Genomic DNA, 20,020 nt, shown 5'->3' with positions numbered 1-20,020 from the left:
CAATGGGACAGCATATATATGGATGAGTGAATTCATCTGGTTCAGCTATTGGGTCCGGGAGCTGCCCCTTGCTTTGATTCGGGGGCGGCTTCCGGATAATTTGGAGTCATAGGGAGAGGTAAACAACATGGATAATCAAATCAAAGCAGCCATTATCGGAGCGGGAGGCATCGCGACTGTCGCGCATGCGCCGGCATGGACGGCGAACCGGGAAGCGGTCATAACGGCCGTATGCGATATCAACCGCGAGAAGGCGGAGCGGTTCGCGGAGAAATACGGGATAGCGGAGGTTTATACCGATTACCGGGAGCTGCTGGAGAAGGCGGACATTGACGTCGTTGATATTTGCACGCCCAATCTATATCATTCCGAGATTGCGGTTGCAGCGCTTAATGCCGGAAAGCATGTCTTCTGCGAGAAGCCGGATGCGATCAGCCCGCAAGAAGCTCAGAAAATGGCGGATGCGGCAGCGCGAAGCGGGCGCACACTGATGACCATGCGCAACAACCGTTTCAGCGCAGCGACCCAATTTATGAAGAAGTACATAGAAGAAGGGAATATGGGCGAAATCTATACAGGCCGCTGCGGCTGGCTGCGCCGGCGCGGTATTCCCGGCAAAGGCGGATGGTTCACAACCAAGGAGCTGTCGGGCGGCGGATCGCTGATCGATCTTGGCGTGCATTTTATCGATGTCGCAGTCTGGCTGATGGGCAATCCCAAGCCGACCGCGGTATCGGGAGCCGTCTATACGAAATTTGCCGACAATACCCTCAGCGACTCGGTTCACAGCCAATTCGGCGAGAAGCGGGATGATGGGACCTTCGATGTGGAGGATTTGGCAACCGGATTTATCCGCTTCGATAACGGGGCCACCCTGCAGATCGAGTTCAGCTGGGCCTCCAATGTGGAGGAGGAATGCAATTTCTATGAGCTGAGGGGAACGAAATCAGGGGCTGCCTTCAAGAACGGCAAGCTGAAGCTGTTTACGGAAATTGCAGGTACCGTATCCGACGTAAGCCCCAGTCTGCCCGGCAAAGGGATGAATGATCATGACAGCCATCTGTTCCACTTTGTCGATGTGCTGAAAGGCCGCGCGGAGCCTATTATTCTGCCGGAGCATGGCGTGGACATGATCAAGATTCTGTCGGCAATCTATGAGTCGGCGAAGCAGAACAAAGAAATTCAATTATAGAAATTGGTTTAATAATCCGGTGATCATGCCGGCAGCGCATGCGAAAAACGTCTTTTCGAAACTCGCAATTGTTATAAGCAAGATATCCGCCTGTCACTTGTGTGGAATAGCTGTTGTACCCTTAGCTACTCCACACATCAGAATTTGATATAAGTAGTCCACAATAAAGCTGGCCAAACCGGATCGTTGTACCGGGGGCCGGCTTTTTTTGCCGTCTGAAGATACTAATAATTATTTTATTTTCTCCGCTGATATCATGAAACATTATGTATCATTTTTGCGTAAAAAGGATGATCGAAATTTCACTGCATGCTTCGGGGTGGAAGCGTATAATATTTTATTCTTTGGGAGGGTTTGAAAGTGAGAAGATTACGAATGATTGTCCTGGCAGCACTGATTCTTCTGGCATGCCTGCCTCCATTGCAAGCGGGAGCGGCAGAGCTCAATACAGAGCAGAAATTCCAGTTTCTGCGCGATAAGGGGATTTTCACAGGCTTTGCCGACGGAACATCCCGTCTGGGCGACCCGATGTCCCGCGAACAGTTCGCTGCGGTTTTATTCCGTTTATGGGAGCTCAGAGAGGAACCGGCATCACCGGTTTACAGCGATGTGCTGAAAACCAGATGGTCCTTTGGCGAAATTCAAGCCGTCACCAAATCCGGCTTGATGAAAGGGATGGGAAACGGTAAATTCGCGCCCTTGACCAATGTGACTGTGGAGCAGCTGGCTGCTGTGCTTGTGCGGGCTTATGGGAATTCCAGCGCAGGCTCCACCGCCGTTTACGGTAAGGTATCTGCCTGGGCAAAGGCTGATGTCGGCAATGCTTTGTACAAAAACTGGATTCCCGAGCAATCGGATTATACAGTGGTAGCGCGGCGCTCAATGCTCGTTAACGCGTCTTATGCGGTTTATCTGGAGATGAATCCGGGTCAAAATCCGGAGCGCGAGGTACTTCAGGTGGAATCGGTGGTTCCGGCGTCCAGCACCACGGTTCAGATCAAGCTGAAGGTTCCGGTCAGCAGCGTGACGAAAGGGCAGTTCAGCATCGTGAACGCCAGTGGAAATACATTGATGATTCAAAGCGCCGCATTGAACAGCACCGGCAATGTCATCACGCTTACAACGAATAAACATATCGCGGGCACCGTGTACCGGCTGTCGGTTGAAGGAAGGACATGGTCGTTCACAGCACTGAGCGGCGATCTCACCAAACCGAAGATAACTTCATCCAAAATCAATGCCGATGCCTCGATCGACGTGGTTTTCAGCGAGCCGGTTGATGCCGTTTCAGCTACGAACACCGCGAATTACCAATTCAACAATGGCTTGGTCATCCGAAGCATCAGCCTTTCTTCCGACAAGAAGAAGGTAACAATTCTGACCGTGAAGCAGGCATCGGGAACGCTTTACACGCTTTCGGTCAACAATGTCAAAGATCTGGCAGGCAACGTGATGGACGCTGCCAGCGGGCTGCATTTTGGCGCTGTGGTGGACAATTCACCGCCGGTCATCACGAAAATTGCCGCAGGCACGAATAAGGTCGTGCTGACATTTAACGAGAAGCTGGATCCTTTATATGCCGGCAATCCCGTCTTTTTTAACTTTGACGGCGGCCTTGGCCTGCCGATACAGGCTGTATACAAGGCAGCGGATTTGACGGTAACCCTGACCACAGGCGGCCAGATTTCGGGCCAGAGCTATAAACTGACCGTGAACGCGATCAGGGATTTATCCGGCAATGTCATTGCCGAGAATACCCAGCGTTCCTTCTACGGCAACGGCCGCAACCCGGCAGCGACGCTGCTCGTGAATAATATTCTGCCAGTCAACGAAAATACGGTCGATGTCTATTTCAGTCAGCCCCTGGCAGGCGTTAACCTGTCCGGACTCAAGCTGACTGTACTGACCCGGGATGGAGCGAACATCTCCACTTCCGGCTGGAGATATTATCTGCAGCGCAAACCGGGAGCCGATCATGTCATTACGTTCCAGATTCGCACTTCGGATGACGGCAATCCTTCATTGTTCCGGCCCGGTCATGTCTATACAGCAGCTGTCAGCGGCATTACGGGGCTGAATACATCCAATAACGCCAACAAGAAATTATTTGCCGGGACCGAAGTGCTCAATCCCCAGCCGTACGCGGCAACCGCGGTCGCAATCAACAACAGGACGGTAACGGTATATTTCAGCGAGCCAGTGAAAAATGTAAGTGCATCCTTTATCCGCATCAGCGACTCTGACGGAAACCCGATTGCGATTGCCTCCGATCAATTGCAGGATAAGTCGAAGGTCGTGACGCAGGTAACCTTGAATCTGGGCAGGGCCCTTGAGGGCAGTAAAACGTACCGGATGGGCTTTGTCAGCGGCATCACGGATGCGGCAGGTTGGAACGGCCTCAAGACGAAAGAAGGAACCGGGACCTATCACGTCATATTTGGCGGCACGGATACAGCAGGATAAGAGCTGAACTTCTTCCTTCACTTTATTTGGCGGATCCTGCATGTTTCCCGACTGATCCAATGCCAAGGTTGACCGCTGTTGTCGTTTTGCCCACGCCTCCTTTCTGATTTACGAGGGCGATCATCTTAGATATGTTTTAAACCTTTAATGCAAAAAAGCCGGTTACGCTGAATATCAGGCAACCGGCTTTCTTGAAGGAATAGCTATATATAAAAGCTTGGCACGGGCATTACAATCGTGAATTTATTGAATGCTCTTAAGGCTCCAGGCGGTCTTTCTTTTGATGTTCAATCATCCAGCCTGGATATTCCGGCGGCAGTGCGCTCACTTCGTCAAGACAATGAATTTCTTCATCCGTCAACTCCAATTTTGCTGCTGCCAGATTTTCTTCCAACTGATCAAGTCGCTTCGCTCCAATAAGAACAGAGGTTACGACTGGTCTAGTTAGCAACCAAGCGAGGGCGACACTGGCAATACTTGTTCCATGCGCTTTCGCAATCGGCTTTAACGTATCAATGATATTCCAGGCACGTTCCTTGTCCACAATCGGGAAATCAGCTACCGAGCGGCGCGAATCCTCTGCGATCTGATTGTGCCGATCATATCTTCCTGACAGCAGGCCACCGGCAAGTGGACCCCACACCAAGAGTCCCATCTTCTTCGCTTTCATCATAGGTTCCAATTCCCGCTCCAAGTCTCGGCTGGCAAGCGAATAATATCCCTGCATCGTTTCAAAGCGGGCTAGATTTTTACGCTCCGAAATGCCAAGCGCATCGGCAATCTTCCAAGCTTGCCAGTTTGATACTCCAATATATCGCACTTTTCCTTGTGATACCAGATCATCTAGAGCACCTAAGGTTTCTTCAATCGGTGTCAAGAAATCATCGGAATGGATCTGATACAAATCGATGTAATCGGTTTGTAGCCTCTTCAGACTCGCTTCAACTGCATTCGTAATGTGTCCTCTTGAAGCTCCAATATCGTTACGTCCCAAGCCAACTCGTCCAGCTACTTTAGTAGCGATCACAACATTTTTTCGCGCAATACCAAGATTGCGGATAGATTGCCCAAGCGTAATTTCACTCTCACCATCAGCATAAATATCAGCCGTATCAAAGAAATTGATTCCAATATCCACACTTTTCTGAATCATCTTGTCAGCTTCTTCTTGACTTATAGAACCGAGAACCTTAAAGTTATCCTTTCCGCCGGTGAACGTCATTGTCCCTAACGCAAGCTGCGAAACCAAAAGCCCTGTATTCCCAAGTTGTTTATACTTCATTAGGTATAACCTCCTTAGATATTTAACATTCTATACCTTGACGATAATGATCACTTAGTAAAAGCCGTACATGCGTTTTGTACCGGTACATTCGCAATTATGTTCTTTTTTCTCTTTGCTTGATAGTTAAATCATACAGAATGTATGCCTAATCATCCAAAGCAAATTGTTTTTTCAGCTGTAAAGTGTTCTGATATTAGCTAAGAATACATTCTCAAGACAAAGGAATAAGTGCATGGACATGAATCAGGCGAACATCCAGGTCATGGAACGGCTTTTGAACCTGAGTTTACAAATACGTACAAATAAGCTTCAGACTGCCATCCCTTTTCTCCGTTTATTGAAGAACAACAGTGCAACGGTCCTGGCAAAGGGCCCGCTGAAGCCTTCTCTATGCATTATTTTGCAGGGGAAGACGCACTTACAGTTTGGAGAAGACATAATTGAATACAAGCCAGGGAATTATCTCGCCACAAGCGTTAGTATGCCGGTTATGGGGCAGGTACTGGAGGCTACCGCAGATGCGCCATTTTTAGCACTGCAGATTGAATTACAATCAGGTGAGGTGGCCGCTGTCGCAACCGAGGCCGCCCTGAAACTCAAGCCGAAGGATGAACATTACCCGGGCATTTTTGTTGGAAGACCAAGACATGAGGTATTGGAGGGCTTCGAGAAACTGCTCCGGCTCGCGCAAAACCCCACGGCCGCCAGATACCTCGCTCCAACTGTAAAACGGGAAATCATCTACTGGCTGCTGGATCACGAAGATGGCACACGCTTTTACCACAACATGTTATGGCATCAAGAGGCTTCTGGTATCAGCAGAGTGATTGACTGGATAACCCGTAATTTTGATCACGGCTTTAACATTGAAAAACTGGCTGAACTGGGGAATATGAGTGTGTCCAGCCTACATTACAAATTCAAAGAAGTGACGGGTATGACTCCTTTGCAATACCAGAAACAACTTCGTCTACAGGAGGCTCGCAGGCTTTTGCTTGGCGGCGCAAATGTAACAGAAACGGCGCTTAGCACGGGCTACCATAGCTCGACTCAGTTTAGCCGTGAGTACAAGAGGTTGTTTGGACTCTCGCCCGTGCAGTATATCCGTTCCCGCAGTGAGGGCGAGCAATTGGCAGAACAGTGAGAGAAACAGCTTGGAGTACAGCTTACCAAACTCGCATCCATACAGCTTTGCAGAAGCTGAGTGCCGCAGCTCCAACTGCGGTATCTGATGCAATTTTGAAGAGGCCACTGCTCATTGTCTTTAATCGGTGTCCAAATGGCTGGGGCGAGGATTGACCGTTTCCATGACAGTCAGGGAGGAACCGCTTTTATTTTTATAAAAAGCATTGACATCTCATCGACTAGCTATTATTATCAACTTATAAATTTTCTTTCATTGTAATTTGGGAACGTTCCCAAAAAGAAAGCCGCAGCATTCATTTCACAGACCGGGCGTTTGATGAAGCTGGGACTTTTTATTTCACCGAATTTGGGAACGTTCCCAAAACCTCGAAAATAGAAGTAAATTTTCATCTCTTGCTAGTATATTTTCGAGAGCAGGAAGGTTGCCGGCAGCGCAAAAGTATAATACCGCGCCTTTAGATTTCAATCGTTTTTTAAAGAAAGGAACGAACCTGGCCGCCATAGGCTGCGCGTCCGCATTTATCCATAAAAGAGGGATTAATGCGTGGCATTGGACTATATTCATGATAAAATGGGAACGTTCCCAAAAAAGCGCATTCAATTTGGGAAACATCTCGCCGGAAAGCAGGTAAGACCAATGGGATCTACAATTCATGATGTCGCCAGGCTGGCCAATACTTCGAAAAGCACCGTATCCCGCTATCTTAATGGGCAAAAGGTAAAAAAAGCGACACAGGACGCATTGGAGAAAGCGATAGAGGAGCTGAACTTCCACCGCAATGCCAATGCCCGCAAATTAGTAATGAACAAGACTAATACGATCGGTGTCGTTGTGGACAATATCTCGAATATTTTCTACTCCGGAATCATTAGCGGCATTGAGCGGGTCGCCAAGAAAAAAGGCTACAACTGTATATTTTACAGCTGGACGTCAAATTATGAGAATGAGATATCTTTCCTTAATTTGCTGTACGAAGGTCAGGTGGACGGCATTATACTGGTCAGCTTTCTGAAACGGGAAGCCAAGGACTTGATCAAGATCAGGGATACGGAATACCCCATTGCTCTGATCGGCGATCATGGCGAGCTGGACGGACTGTTCTCGGTGGATGTGGATAATGCGGCCGGCACCTCGGATATTGTGGCTTATCTGCATCAGAAGGGGCATAGAAGCATCGCCTACATTGCCGGTCCGGAGAACGCCGGCGCCAACAAATACCGGTTGAAGGGCTATAAGCAGGCAATGGAAGCCTTGAAGCTGGACTATCATCCGGAATGGGTGGTGGAGTCGAACTGGAGCAATCAGGGCGGATACCAGGCTATGAAAAAGCTGCTTCAGCAGCAGGGCTTCACCGCTGTTATTGCCTCCAATGACGAAACTGCAATCGGAGCGCTCCGGGCCATCCAGGAGCACGGCTTGAACGTACCGGGCCAGATGTCGATTGTCGGCTTCGACGATATTACGATATCAGAATGGGTATACCCGTCCCTGACAACGGTGCGCCAGCCCTTCGAAGCCATCGGCATTCATGCGGCTGAAGGATTATTCGGCAAAATCGATGGGTATGAAGAGATGCACCAGAGCAGTCATTTATTAAAGCCGCAGCTGGTCATCCGTGATTCCTGCGACAACTTGAACCATCATTCACAGTAGGGGGTGGAGGCCTATGAACAATAAAATCAATAAATCCATGTACGGCTACCTGTTTATTTCGCCATTCTTTATCGGTTTTGCGCTTATCGGTCTCGTGCCGATTCTGTACACCTTGTACCTGAGCTTTACCAAATGGGACGGATTCTCCGATCCCATTTATGTCGGGGTGGCGAATTACACGAGGCTGCTGCATGACAGCTTTTTCTACCAGACGATAGGCAACACGCTGATTATATGGATATTATCCATTGTTCCGCAGCTGGTTCTGGCCTTGATTCTGGCCCTGGTTCTGAATGAGAAATTCATCAGAGGGAAGCATTTCTTCCGGGCCGTGTATTATTTTCCGCATATTGTGACACCGGTTACATTGGGTGTCATGTTCAGCCTGATGTTCGACTGGCAGACCGGGAGTATCAATAAGCTGCTGCTCCAGATAGGATTGATCGACGATCCCGTCAACTGGTTCAACAACCCCTGGTGGTCGCGGATTATCGTGGCGGGCGTCATTTGCTGGCAGTATTTTGGTTTTAATATGATCGTCTTCATCGCCGGACTGCAGGCTATCCCCGATGAAGTGTACGAGGCGGCTGCCATGGACGGCGCGACCAAACGCCAGACTGCGATGAAAATAACGCTGCCGATGCTGCGGCCCGTGTTTCTCTTCACGATGATTACCTCGGTCATCGGCGGACTGCAGCTGTTCGATGCGCCGTTGATGCTGGGAGACGGTCCCGGCAATGCGACGAGAACGATGATTATGTATTTGTATGAAACGGCTTTCAAAACCTTCGATTACAGCTATGGTTCGGCTATTGCCTTCGGGATCTTTGCCGTCGTCATGTTCTTTACCGCAATCACTACATTCGCTGCAAGGCTAAGGGAATAAGGAGGAATCAACATGGTTGCAAAAACAAAAATTTCCAGCTGGTTTCTCTACATTCTGCTGGTCGTTGTGGCGCTGGTCTGCCTGGTCCCGTTCTACAGCATGATCATTACGTCCACGCATTCCAATTCGGAAATAGCAAGGGAGCTGCTGCTTCTGCCGGGCGATCAGCTTGCGGATAACTACAACCGGCTCGTAGCTTCCGTCAATATTTGGCGGGGATTCGCCAATACTGTATTTATTACCGTCACTTCAACAATTATTAATGTGTATTTCGCGGCACTGGCCGGCTACGGCTTCTCCAAATATAATTTCCGCTTCAAAAATGCGCTGTTTCTGTTCGTTCTGGGCACGATGATGATACCGGGCCAGCTTGGCATTATCGGCTTCTACAAACTGATGGATACGCTTCATATGCTCAATACGTACTGGCCGCTGCTGCTGCAGTCCCTCTACAATGCCTTCGGAATCTTCCTGATGCGCCAATTTGCGGACAATTCGGTGCCGACTGAAATTATTGAATCCGCCAGGGTGGACGGATACGGAGAACTGCAGATTTTTCACCGGATTATTCTGAGTTTGATGGGTCCGGCGCTGGCGACGCTGGCGATATTCTCTTTTATCGGTAAATGGAATGATTTTCTCACGCCGATGATTGTTCTCTTTGATGGTGATCTTCAGACGCTTCCGGTCATGATTGCCAGTGTGAAATCGCAGTTTTCATCCGATTTCGGCGCCCAATATGTCGGTATTGTCATTTCTGTCGTACCGCTGCTGATATTCTTCTCCATCATGTCCAAGAAGATTATAAGCGGCGTCGCAGCAGGAGCGGTTAAGGGCTGACCGTAAGCGGGCAGCCGATTCCATTGAAAGAGGTGGTGCCAAGGATTGGCAAGAGCTCGGATTGGCAAGAGTGTAAGCGCTTCGTACATGTACATGGGTCTGGACAGCAAGTTCAATAACTCTTAAAGGGGAGATCGTTTTGAACACGAAAAAATGGTTGTCATTGCTGTTTGCAGTTGTATTGGTGACGGGATTGCTGGCGGGCTGCGGCAAGAGCAATAATGCGAACAACGGGAACGCGCCCGCGGCCAATGATCCCGGCGCAGCAGCCGGTGAAGGAACGAACGCGGGGACGACGGGCGATAACGGGAACGCGCCGGCCAAGCTTGAAGGCAAGCTGGTCATATGGACGTTCTTCGATCAGGTAAAGGATATGGCGGCCAAGTTTGAGGAGAAGAATCCGGGCGTCACGATAGACGTTCAATTATTCCCCGGCGACCAGTATCAGACCAAGCTGCTCTCTGTTCTTCAGTCCGGCAAGGGCGTTCCGGATATCTTCGATCTGGAACGGGGCTATATCGGCAAGTTTATTGATTCCAAATTTCTGACCGACCTCTCTGCAATGGGTGCGGAGGATCTGCTCAAGGACTACATTCCTTATGTTCAGGCTCTGGGACGCTCCGCTGACGGCAAGGTGCGTGCGATTTCCGATCATTCCTCGCCGGGCGGCTTCTGGTATCTCCGCGACAATGCCAAGAAATATCTTGGAACGGATGATCCCGATAAAATCAGCGAAATGGTCAGCAGCTGGGACAAGATCATTGAGCTGGGCAAGAAGGTTGCCCAGGACAGCGGAGGCAAAGTCCATCTGATCGAGAGCTCCGGCGACCTGTTCGACCTTGCGGCTTACAACACGGAGCCTTGGGTCAAGGACGGCAAGCTCAATATCGACACCCGGTGGAAAGACACCTATGAAATACAAAAGCAGGTCGATGCGGGCAATGTGGATGCGAAGCTTCCGTTCATGTCGGCCGGCTGGGGCAATGCCTTGAATGACGGCAGCGTCATTCTGACTTCCATGCCTGCATGGGCCAGTTTCATGATCGATAACAAAGATGACAAGGCAGTTGGCAAATTCGGCGTTGCCAAAACGCCGGAAGGCTTCTATATGGGCGGTACGTACCGCGGTATCTATGAGAAATCAGAGAATAAAGATCTTGCTTACGAATTCATCAAATATATCGCAAGTCCGGAATGGCAGGAGTACAATCTCGGTAAAACCGGGAACATGCCGGGGAACGCAACCGTTTATGAGAAAAATCTGGATTCCTTCAAATCGAGCTTTTTCGGTGATCAAAACATTCTGAAGCCTTATTATGAAACAATCAAGCAGATGCCTGCCGTGAAGGCGGACAAATACGGCGAGGATATTTTGAGCAAATGGAGAAAGGTCGCAGGCGAAGGGGTCACGAATAAATCCAGCTATGACGATGTTGTCGCGGCATTCAAGAAAGAAGTCAAAAATACGTTCCCTGAGCTTAGCGTCGACTAACATGCCTCGCGCACTCAAATAATCCGTTTTACAAGGCCGGTGGTTAAGCGGACTGCGCATGCGGAAATTGTCCCTAATGCTTCTCCGGACAGTTTCCTCATGCTCCGCCGGTTAACCACAGGTCTAAAGGCTTGGAAGGAGAGACAACCATGAGCAGCATTCATGAATATATACAACAAATCCGTATGATAGACGGTCATGAGCATCTGGCAACACCCCAAATCAGAAAAAAAGAAAACCATGATTTTTTCTCATTGATGCATTATCTGGACTCCGATTTGGTCACGGCCGGCATGGAGCGCGGCATCCTGAGCAGGCGGAGCCAGCTCGGCGATGAAGAGAAAGCGGGTATTTTCTTATCATACTGGCAGCAAACAAGCAACACGACCTATGCGCGCATGTTCCGCACGGCAATGGAGGATTTGTATGACCTGCGTGACTGGTCCGTGGACGGGATTATGCAGGCCAATGACAAGGTGAAGCAGGCAACCCACGATCCCGATTGGTATCATAAAGTTATGGTGGAACGCTCGGGAATCGATCTGGCCTTCACGCTGATCCAGACGACAGAGCTGGATTACGATCGCTTCCGCCCCATCATGTTTATGGATTTCACCTTCAAGCTGCGATCGCTGCAGGACCTTCACGATGTGGAGAAGAACGCCGGAATAAATGCGCATGATTTGCGGCAGTACCTGGAGGCCGTGGATGCCTTGCTGCATAGATATGTGCAGGAGGGAATGGTGGCAACCAAGCTGGGTCATGCGTATTGGCGGACATTGGCAAGCTCGAAGCCGACGATGTTCGAGGCGGAGCAGGTCTTCAACCGGCTGCGTGCCTCTTCGCTTGCGCAAAGCTTGTCCCAGGAGGAAACACAGCCGCTTCAGGATTATTTGATTCATTTTATTATCCAGCGTTCCATCGCTTACGGATTGCCCATTCAAATCCATACCGGGCATCATGAAACCAGTGTTTCGGGCAATGGCAATCTTATTTCGAATTCCAATGTGGAGGGATTGATCCCCCTGCTGCTTGAATACAGCGAAGCCAAATTTGTGCTGCTCCACTGCGGCTATCCGTATGCTACGAGCTATTTGAGCATTGCCAAAAATTTCCCCAATGTTTATGCTGATTTTACCTGGATGTATATCATTTCACCGACGGCGGCCAAACAAATCATGCATCAGATGATTGAAATGGTGCCGCAAAACAAAATTCAGGGCTTTGGCGGCGATTATAATTATATCGAGGGTACCTATGCGCATCAGAAGCTGGCCAGAAATCTTGTTGCGGAGGTGCTGACGGAGAAAATGGAGGAAGGCGCAATGGGAGAAAAACAGGCCATGGCCTTCGCCGACCGGATATTCCGCAATAACCTGATCGATCTGTACAAGCTGGGTGATATGAAAGCTTAAACAAGGGGGATCCGTTATGTATACGGCAGGCATTGATGTGGGTACAACATCCATATGTATCCTGATCCGGGAAAAAATCAGCGGTGATGCGGTCAAGATGGTCTCCTGCCCGAATGATGCCGCCATACAGGCAGCGCACAGCTGGGAGCAGCTGCAGGACCCGGAGCGTATTATCGCGTCCGTGGAGGAATTGATTGCGGCCTGCGCAGCCTATTGGCCGCAGGTGGAGGGTATCGGCATCTCCTGTCAGATGCATGGGATTCTGTATGTGGATGAGAGGGGGAAGCATGCAAGCCCCTTATATACATGGCAGGATAGCCGGGGGGACCAGCAGCTTGAGACCGGCCTTTCTTATGCGGGCAGGCTGAGGGAACGAACAGGCTATCCGGTCTCTACCGGTTATGGATTGGTGACGCATTTCTACAATGTACGCAGCAAAATGGTTCCCGCGCAGGCCAGGCGCCTGTGCACCATCGGAGATTATCTGGCGATGCGGCTGTGCGGCAGCTCTGCCCCGGTTATGGATGCGTCGAATGCCGCATCTCTGGGTCTCTTTGACCTCAGGAACAGGGAATTTGACAGGGATGCGTTCAACAAGGCCGGCATTGATCCATCCATATTGCCGATGCTTGCGGGCAACGATAATCCCCTTGTTGGGCGAACGGGGGACGGCAAGCCGGTATTTTGCGCTATTGGAGACAATCAGGCCAGCTTTATCGGAGCTGTTGCCAAGGCAGAGGATTCCCTGTTGGTTAATGTCGGTACGGGCTCGCAGATTTCGGTGTACAGCAATACTTATGAGAATATAGCAGGCTTGGACACACGCCCTTTCCCGGGCGGGGGTTATCTGCTCGTGGGAGCGTCGCTAAGCGGCGGCAAATCCTATGAGCTGCTGGAGCGCTTCTTCAGGGAGATCTGCCAAACCTTCACGGGACAGGAGATGAGTGAGTCCGCAATGTTCGACACCATGAACCGGCTTGCGGTCGCTTCATTGGAGGCAGATGAGGCTTTGCCTCTGGTTGGAACGCAATTTTATGGAACAAGGGATAAGCCGGATGCGGCGGGAACAATTACAGGCCTGAATGCCCTGAATATGCGGCCGGGAGCGATTATTGCCGGGTTTCTGCAGGGCATGACGGAGGAACTGCTTGCTTTTGTACGGCTGCTGCCTGCTTCCCGCCTGGAAGCTGTAAGCTGCCTGGTTGGCTCAGGCAACGGCATCCGCAGGAATCCGGCTCTGCAGCGGCTGCTTCAGGTGAAGCTGGGCCGTCCTCTGCTGTTGTCCGTGGTGGAGGAGGAAGCCGCCTGCGGAGCCGCTGTTCATGCGGCTAATGGATTGATGAGATTGAAAGCAGACGCGGCGGATTCATAATGATTGGGAGCTGATGAGAGAATGAAAGACAAGAAACTGTATATGATCGGCAATGCGCACCTGGATCCCGTATGGCTGTGGCAGTGGCAGGAAGGGTTTCAGGAAGCCAAGGCGACCTTCCGTTCCGCGCTCGACCGGATGAAGGAATCAGAGGATTTCATCTTCACCTCAAGTTCTGCGGCCATGTATGAATGGGTCGAAAATAACGATCCAGCGATGTTTCAGGAAATTAAAGAGCGTGTGCAGGAGAAGCGCTGGAATATCGTTGGCGGGTGGTGGATTCAGCCTGACTGCAATATTCCAGGCGGCGAGTCCTTTGTCCGCCAAGGGCTGTATGGACAGCGGTATTTTCACGAGAAGTTCAGCGTAACCGCCAAGGTAGGCTACAATGTGGACAGCTTCGGCCATAACGCCATGCTGCCGCAGATTTTGAAGAAGAGCGGCATGGACTATTATGTGATGATGCGTCCCATGCCCAATGAGAAGGGGCTTCCCGGCCGTTTATTCTGGTGGCAGTCCGACGACGGCTCCAAGGTGCTGACCTTCCGCATCATGTTTGAATACTTGTCCTGGGGCAAGGAGCTGGACAATCACGTCCGCCGTACATTGGCAGAATTCAAGGAGCCCGTTAGCGACCTGATGCTGTTCTACGGTGTCGGCAATCATGGCGGCGGTCCAACGAAGGAAAACATCGCCAGCATCCGCAAGCTGAACGGGGAAGCGGACCTGCCGAAGCTGGAATTCTCCACGCCGGACCGTTATTTCCGTGACATGGAGGAGAAGGGACTGGAATTTCCTGTTGTCCATGATGATCTCCAGCATCATGCCAGCGGCTGTTATGCGGCCCATTCAGGCATCAAGCAGTGGAACCGGCAGGCCGAGAACCGGTTGATTGCCGCCGAGAAATATTCCGCTCTTGCCTCATGGATTACCGGCCAGCCGTACCCCAAGGAGTTCGACCGTGCCTGGAAAAACGTCTTGTTCAACCAGTTCCATGATATTATGGCGGGAACCAGTCTGGAGCCTGCCTACCAGGATGCCATGTATTTGTATGGGGAAGCCATGGCGATAGCCGACCGTTCGCTCAATTATGCCGTACAGTCCTTATCCTGGAACATCGGCATTGAACAGGATGAAAGCATGAAGCCGATTGTTGTGTTTAATCCGCATGCATGGTCAAGCCTCGTGAATGTTGAGTTGGAAACAGGCGGGGTTACAGACAAGACAGTGCTGCTGGATGACAGCGGTCAGGTTATCCCCTTCCAGACCGTGCAGTCACAGGCATCCGCGAGGGGGCGTTACCGGCTCAGCTTCCTGGCCGATCTGCCTTCGCTCGGCTACAGGACGTACCGGCTGGTTCTGCAATCCGAGTCGCTTAAGCCTGTGGGAGTACCCATTCAAGCAAGCGACCTGGTGCTGGAAAATGACCGGTACCGGCTTGAATTCGACCGGGATACCGGATATATCGCCAGCCTGAGGGACAAGAAGGCAGGTCATGAGGTATTTGGGGGCGAGGCGGCCAAACCCGTAGTTATTGAGGATAAGTCGGACACATGGAGCCATGATGTCCTGCATTTCAATCAGGTCATCGGCGCCTTCAAGGCGACGAGAGTGTTCCGGGTAGAGCATGGACCGGTCAAGTCGGTCATCCGGGTTGTCAGTGAATACGGCAGCTCCAGGCTGATTCAGGATTTCTCCATGTATGCGGGACGTGACGGGATCGATGTCCATATTACCGTTGATTGGCGTGAGCAGTTCAAGATGCTGAAGCTGGTATTCCCGATGAATGTCGTGTTCAGCAAGCATACGTATGAGATTCCTTACGGTACGATCGAGCGCGAGCATAACGGGGAAGAAGAGCCGGGGCAGAGCTGGGTGGATTATACCGGACTTGTTCAGGGCACCAACCAGGTTTATGGCGTGAGCCTCATCAATGATGCCAAGTACAGCTACAGCATTCATAACAAGGAGCTGGCTTTAACCGTACTGCGCAGTCCCATCTATGCGCATCATGTTCCCTTTGTTCCCGATCCGGACGGCGAATATACGTTCATCGACCAGGGCGTTCAACGGTTCTCGTATTCGCTGCTGCCGCATGAAGGGTCCTGGGAGCAATCGGGTGTCGTCCAACGCGCAGCCGAGCTTAACTGCAAGCCGGTTGCGGTGATTGAAACCTATCATGAGGGCAAGCTGCCGCAAACGGATTCTTTTGTCACGGTCGACAGCAGCAATATTATCGTCAGCGCCATCAAGAAAGCGGAGGATAACGACGATCTCATCGTCCGCTGCTATGAGACGGATAAACGGGCCGTAACGGCCGAGGTCAGCCTTCCCAAGTGGGGAAGAACCATCCGCGCGTCGTTCCGTCCATCCGAGATCAAGACTTTCCGCATTCCCCTTGATCCGGAAGCGGTGATTGTCGAGACAGATTTGCTCGAATGGTAGAAGGGGGGCCGATTGAAGGAAATGCGGCGGGACAATTTGGGCTTGCGACCGCTGTTCCAGCCGGATTGTCGCTTTCCGGGCTGTGTCAGCTTGTTTGCCCGCCCAGAATTGTTAATCTTCTCTAATCTTGGTTAACCTATTACTGCCTTGCGAGATCAAGGCAAGCCGCAGTATCGGGAGGTAAGCAGCATGGCTCGTAAAAAGCAGTCTATTGATGCCAAAAACCTGGCCCTGGAGACCAGATCCAAGCAAGCGGAAGATCATCTGGCTGCCTCCACCTCGGAGAATCGCAACCAGAAGGGCCATGTGCCAAACAGTCCGTCAACGGGCTGACAAGGTCAGAAACCAAAGAAGAAGCGGCTGTATCCGTTCATTGACGGTGCAGCCGTTTTTTTCTTGACCTCATAGCAGGTTCAAGCTTCACGCCTGTTAATGTCTGTAAGGTTTTCTTATTCTCGTATGAATATCGGGAGATGTTTTCGCTTTGCGCAGCAGCTTTATTCGTCGGTTTCCGGGGCAGGACCTGATAATCATCTATCGCATAATAAACGGATGTACAATAACAATCGTCATTGTTAGACGAAAAACGACAAAAAACACCAAAAAACAACTGTTGTTTCCATCAGCAACAACCTCTATAATAAACCTAAGCGAAAGATTATCGATAATCGATAATCTTGAGAGGAGCAGTGAAAGCCATACGGGGCAGTCAGGTAGATTATCCAATCAACTCGATTAGTGAACATGTTTATGCGGATTTGAAGAGGGAAATTCTCGCAGGCGACCTTCAGCCGGGCACCCGGCTGATCGTTACGGAGATTGCTGGCAAATTCCAGATCAGCCAGGCTCCGGTGCGGGAGGCGCTGGAGAGATTGAAGCAGGAGGGCCTCATTACGGGCATTCCCAACAAGGGCTCGGTCGTATCCACGATAACGCCCAAGGAAATCAAGGATATCTTCGTCCTTCGCGAGATCATCGAGGGCTTCGCGGTCAGACAATCGATGCCGCTCATGACGGAAGAGGATTACAGTCACTTGAATACGATCATCTGCAAGATGGATAAAGCTACCAAACAAAATGAACTGCTGGCCATATTGGAGCTTGACATGGATTTCCACGGATTCTTCTATAAGCGATGCGACAATCACGCGGTTCTGGAGCTGTGGAATAATATGCGCACCAAAGTCATGCGGTTTATGGCGATTTCGAACAGGCATTATACAACCAATGTGCTGGCAGAGTGGCATCAGCTTCTCATGGACGCTCTGAGGTCGGGAGATGCGGATGCGGCGGAGGCCGCTTTTATCGAGCATATGCACGCCTACAAGCTGATTGATCTGGATTAGCTTCATGAGTCTCATGCACTTGCATTACCATCCTTTCATAAAAGGGGAAATGGAGCATGCTAAGCGAAGGGCTGTTGTTCAAGGACGATGTAATCTTGACCTGGATGAGAGACCGTTTTCTTCAGGATCTTGTGCTGGGGCGGAAAAGCGCTGGCGCGAATTTGAAGGAGAGCCTGTCCCGCCTGAATTTGAATCCGTATTATACCTATCCGGCGCTGGCGCTGCTGGAGCCGGTATCTCCGGATGATGACGAGCACGAAATGGTGCTCCTGGTCGAAAGGATGAGGGATTATTTGCAGCAGCAGGTCTCCGGCGGAAGCGTCGTATTTATGGATGAACAAAACCGGATCGGACTGCTGTTCTCCTGGGTATCCAAGGAGTTCCTGGAAGCGATTCAAAATATGCTGAGCCAGCAGTTCAACCTTCCCGTGAATATCGGCGTAGGCAAGCCATGCAGCCATCTTTACGACATCAATCAATCATACAGGCAGGCTTCCCGCGCGCTGAAAAACAAATTCTATCGTGGAACGGGGCAGATTATCTACTTCAGCGAGCTTCGCCGGTATGTGTCCACGAGCGATTATCCGGCTGACAGGGAGAAGGAATTGCTGGATTCCTTGAAAGCGGCTGATTCCACCGCGGAAATCGAAGAGGCCGTCAACGAGTTTTACGACAGGCTGCTTGAGAACGGTCCGATCGATATTAAGAATATGTACGAGCTGACAGTCCGCCTGCTTATTGAAACCGAGAAAAGATTGCTTGCCAATACCAATTATGTTAACGCTTACAACAAGTTTGAAATCATGTCCATCGTGAAGATGCAGACGCTTCAGGAAATTAAGACGTACGTCAGCCATTTCTTCTCGGGCGTCAGAGAAGTGATGTCGCCCGATCAGAAGGAGAGCCACCGCAGCATCATCAAGAAAACGATCCATCACATGGAGCAGGAATGCCAGGCGGTATCCCTGCAGAGCGTGGCACAGAAGGTATATATGACACCGACCTATCTGAGCCTGCTCTTCAAGCTGAACACGGGCAGAACGTTCATCGAGCATCTGACGGACATCCGGATCGGCAAGGCCAAGGAGCTGCTCAAAACCACACATTACAAAAATTACGAGGTGGCGGAGCAGGTGGGATATCAGGATCCCCGTTATTTTAGTCAGATTTTCAAGAAAAAAGTCGGTCTGTCCCCGACGGAATACCGGGAATCGGTCGGCAAATAAAACAAAAAAAGAAGGACTCTGGAAGCGGCTGATCCGCTCTTTCCAGAGTCCTTCTTGCGTGAGGCTTGCTTACCGATTAGAGCCGCACATCATGATTGGAGCCGCTGCTGTCCGATTTCTGCGCTTCCGCAAGCTCCTTCTCCCAGGACAAATGACGATACTCCGCAGCAGTCGGATCGTTTTCGAACCAATTCATGAAGTCCTGCCACATATCCAATGTCCATGCGGTATCGATCTGGGCTGTAGAATAAACGCCACCCTTGAGGCGAATGAAGCCGAAGATGTCGCGCACCTGGGATTTCTCCGCCTGTACGACAGTCAGCTCCGCAAGATGGGGAGGGATAAAGATAACGCCTGAAGGCGTGCCAAGCACAATATCGCCGGGAAGACAGATGGCCTTGCCGATGCGTGTAGGCACGTTCATGCCGACCATCGTCACATCCGTAATCGCAGTAGGATCGCTTCCCCGGTAGTAGATATTGATATCTTCAATTTCAACGACCTGCTGATTGTCGCGAATGCCTCCCCAGACGACCGCTCCTCCGCGTTTGGTGCGGGTGGAAATAGCGGTGGACAGATTGCCTCCTACATAAGTGCCCAGATGGACTTTATCGAACATATCCACGACAACGACATCATCCTCAACCAGCGAATCGATGACCCATTGATTGAAAAAGCCTTTCCGGCCTTCCTGCTCATGCCCGTAATTCAGCAGGGTTTCGTGCAGATCGGGACGCTTGGGTACCATAACGGCGGTAACCGCCCGGCCCACCATAATTTTATCGGGGTGGATGATTTTGAAATCTCCCTCGAACTGAAACGTATAACCTCTGTTCCATAGCGGGCCCCAGGCTTCCTCCAAAGTTATTTTACGCATGCGCTTCAGCACATCCTCGGAAACCTTCGGACGCCCGTTAGAGAATCGTTCTCCTTCCCAAAGCGGTGTAAGCTGGATAATATCTTCCGGATTGTCAAATTTCATGTGGAGCACCTCTTCCAACAAGTATAGTGTGTATGCCGTGCAAAACCTTGAATCTGATGGCTCTAGCATCTATTGTTAGGGACATTCCCGATTTTGTCGATGCGAGTTTTTTAAGGCATTTTCGATAAGTATATAATTTTTCCACCCTTTTCCGGGGACATAAGCAGATGAAAAAGGGATGAAATGAGATCGTGAAATAAATCAAACAAATTCATAATTTCGTCACCTTTCGCAATGAAACCGCTTTCGTATACAGTAAAGAAGTATTATCCGGCA

The 20,020-nt window shown here is 50.6% G+C and carries 15 protein-coding genes and 1 pseudogene; 13 read left to right on the top strand and 3 right to left on the bottom strand.

Annotation, left to right across the window (positions count from 1 at the left end):
- The first annotated feature begins 127 nt into the window (after positions 1-127).
- Both AC0YOA_RS03970 and AC0YOA_RS03965 read left to right on the top strand, forming a co-directional pair.
- The gene (locus AC0YOA_RS03970) at positions 128-1,192 is read left to right on the top strand and encodes a Gfo/Idh/MocA family protein (protein ID WP_475785495.1); all 1,065 of its coding nucleotides are present in this window, start codon (positions 128-130) and stop codon (positions 1,190-1,192) included.
- Positions 1,193-1,552: 360 nt separating this feature from the next.
- Complete coding sequence (locus AC0YOA_RS03965) at positions 1,553-3,655, top strand: Ig-like domain-containing protein (protein ID WP_475785494.1); 2,103 nt, start codon at positions 1,553-1,555, stop codon at positions 3,653-3,655.
- A gap of 43 nt (positions 3,656-3,698) precedes the next feature.
- Here AC0YOA_RS03965 and AC0YOA_RS03960 read toward each other — a convergent pair.
- Together AC0YOA_RS03960 and AC0YOA_RS03955 are read right to left on the bottom strand one after the other, a co-directional pair.
- Positions 3,699-3,788: pseudogene (locus AC0YOA_RS03960) on the bottom strand (ParA family protein); the annotation flags it as partial.
- A gap of 123 nt (positions 3,789-3,911) precedes the next feature.
- Complete coding sequence (locus AC0YOA_RS03955) at positions 3,912-4,937, bottom strand: aldo/keto reductase (protein ID WP_475785493.1); 1,026 nt, start codon at positions 4,935-4,937, stop codon at positions 3,912-3,914.
- A 235-nt stretch (positions 4,938-5,172) separates the two neighbouring features.
- Here AC0YOA_RS03955 and AC0YOA_RS03950 point away from each other — a divergent pair, with 235 nt between their 5' ends.
- The 11 genes from AC0YOA_RS03950 to AC0YOA_RS03900 all read left to right on the top strand — a co-directional run bounded on the left by AC0YOA_RS03950 (position 5,173) and on the right by AC0YOA_RS03900 (position 18,762).
- Positions 5,173-6,084, top strand: coding sequence for an AraC family transcriptional regulator (locus tag AC0YOA_RS03950; protein WP_475785492.1), 912 nt, complete (start codon positions 5,173-5,175; stop codon positions 6,082-6,084).
- A 639-nt stretch (positions 6,085-6,723) separates the two neighbouring features.
- Positions 6,724-7,740, top strand: a complete 1,017-nt coding sequence (locus AC0YOA_RS03945; protein ID WP_475785491.1) for a LacI family DNA-binding transcriptional regulator — start codon at positions 6,724-6,726, stop codon at positions 7,738-7,740.
- 13 nt (positions 7,741-7,753) lie between these two features.
- Positions 7,754-8,626, top strand: a complete 873-nt coding sequence (locus AC0YOA_RS03940; protein ID WP_475785490.1) for a carbohydrate ABC transporter permease — start codon at positions 7,754-7,756, stop codon at positions 8,624-8,626.
- A 12-nt stretch (positions 8,627-8,638) separates the two neighbouring features.
- Positions 8,639-9,466: a carbohydrate ABC transporter permease gene (locus AC0YOA_RS03935; protein WP_210039394.1), complete on the top strand. Its 828-nt coding sequence runs from the start codon at positions 8,639-8,641 to the stop codon at positions 9,464-9,466.
- Between the two features lie 139 nt (positions 9,467-9,605).
- On the top strand, positions 9,606-10,958 hold the full coding sequence (locus tag AC0YOA_RS03930) for an ABC transporter substrate-binding protein (protein ID WP_475785489.1): 1,353 nt from the start codon (positions 9,606-9,608) through the stop codon (positions 10,956-10,958).
- A 149-nt stretch (positions 10,959-11,107) separates the two neighbouring features.
- A complete protein-coding gene (locus tag AC0YOA_RS03925) occupies positions 11,108-12,373 on the top strand; it encodes an amidohydrolase family protein (protein ID WP_475785488.1) in 1,266 nt (421 codons plus the stop codon).
- 16 nt (positions 12,374-12,389) lie between these two features.
- Positions 12,390-13,745 carry a sedoheptulokinase gene (locus tag AC0YOA_RS03920; protein WP_475785487.1) on the top strand — a complete coding sequence of 452 codons (1,356 nt, stop codon included), beginning with the start codon at positions 12,390-12,392 and terminating at the stop codon, positions 13,743-13,745.
- Between the two features lie 21 nt (positions 13,746-13,766).
- Positions 13,767-16,190 carry an alpha-mannosidase gene (locus tag AC0YOA_RS03915; protein WP_475785486.1) on the top strand — a complete coding sequence of 808 codons (2,424 nt, stop codon included), beginning with the start codon at positions 13,767-13,769 and terminating at the stop codon, positions 16,188-16,190.
- 189 nt (positions 16,191-16,379) lie between these two features.
- Positions 16,380-16,523 carry a hypothetical protein gene (locus tag AC0YOA_RS03910; protein WP_210039389.1) on the top strand — a complete coding sequence of 48 codons (144 nt, stop codon included), beginning with the start codon at positions 16,380-16,382 and terminating at the stop codon, positions 16,521-16,523.
- A 356-nt stretch (positions 16,524-16,879) separates the two neighbouring features.
- A complete protein-coding gene (locus AC0YOA_RS03905; protein WP_475785485.1) occupies positions 16,880-17,536 on the top strand; it encodes a GntR family transcriptional regulator in 657 nt (218 codons plus the stop codon).
- A 56-nt stretch (positions 17,537-17,592) separates the two neighbouring features.
- Complete coding sequence (locus AC0YOA_RS03900) at positions 17,593-18,762, top strand: helix-turn-helix domain-containing protein (protein ID WP_475785484.1); 1,170 nt, start codon at positions 17,593-17,595, stop codon at positions 18,760-18,762.
- A 76-nt stretch (positions 18,763-18,838) separates the two neighbouring features.
- Here AC0YOA_RS03900 and AC0YOA_RS03895 read toward each other — a convergent pair whose 3' ends face one another.
- Positions 18,839-19,744, bottom strand: coding sequence for an RraA family protein (locus AC0YOA_RS03895; RefSeq protein ID WP_475785483.1), 906 nt, complete (start codon positions 19,742-19,744; stop codon positions 18,839-18,841).
- Positions 19,745-20,020 lie beyond the last annotated feature (276 nt).

The sequence above is a fragment of the Paenibacillus sp. JT22N12 genome, from assembly GCF_056269365.1.
The sequence above is the reverse complement of the archived record's forward strand: the minus strand, read 5'-3'. Positions and strand labels throughout refer to the sequence as shown.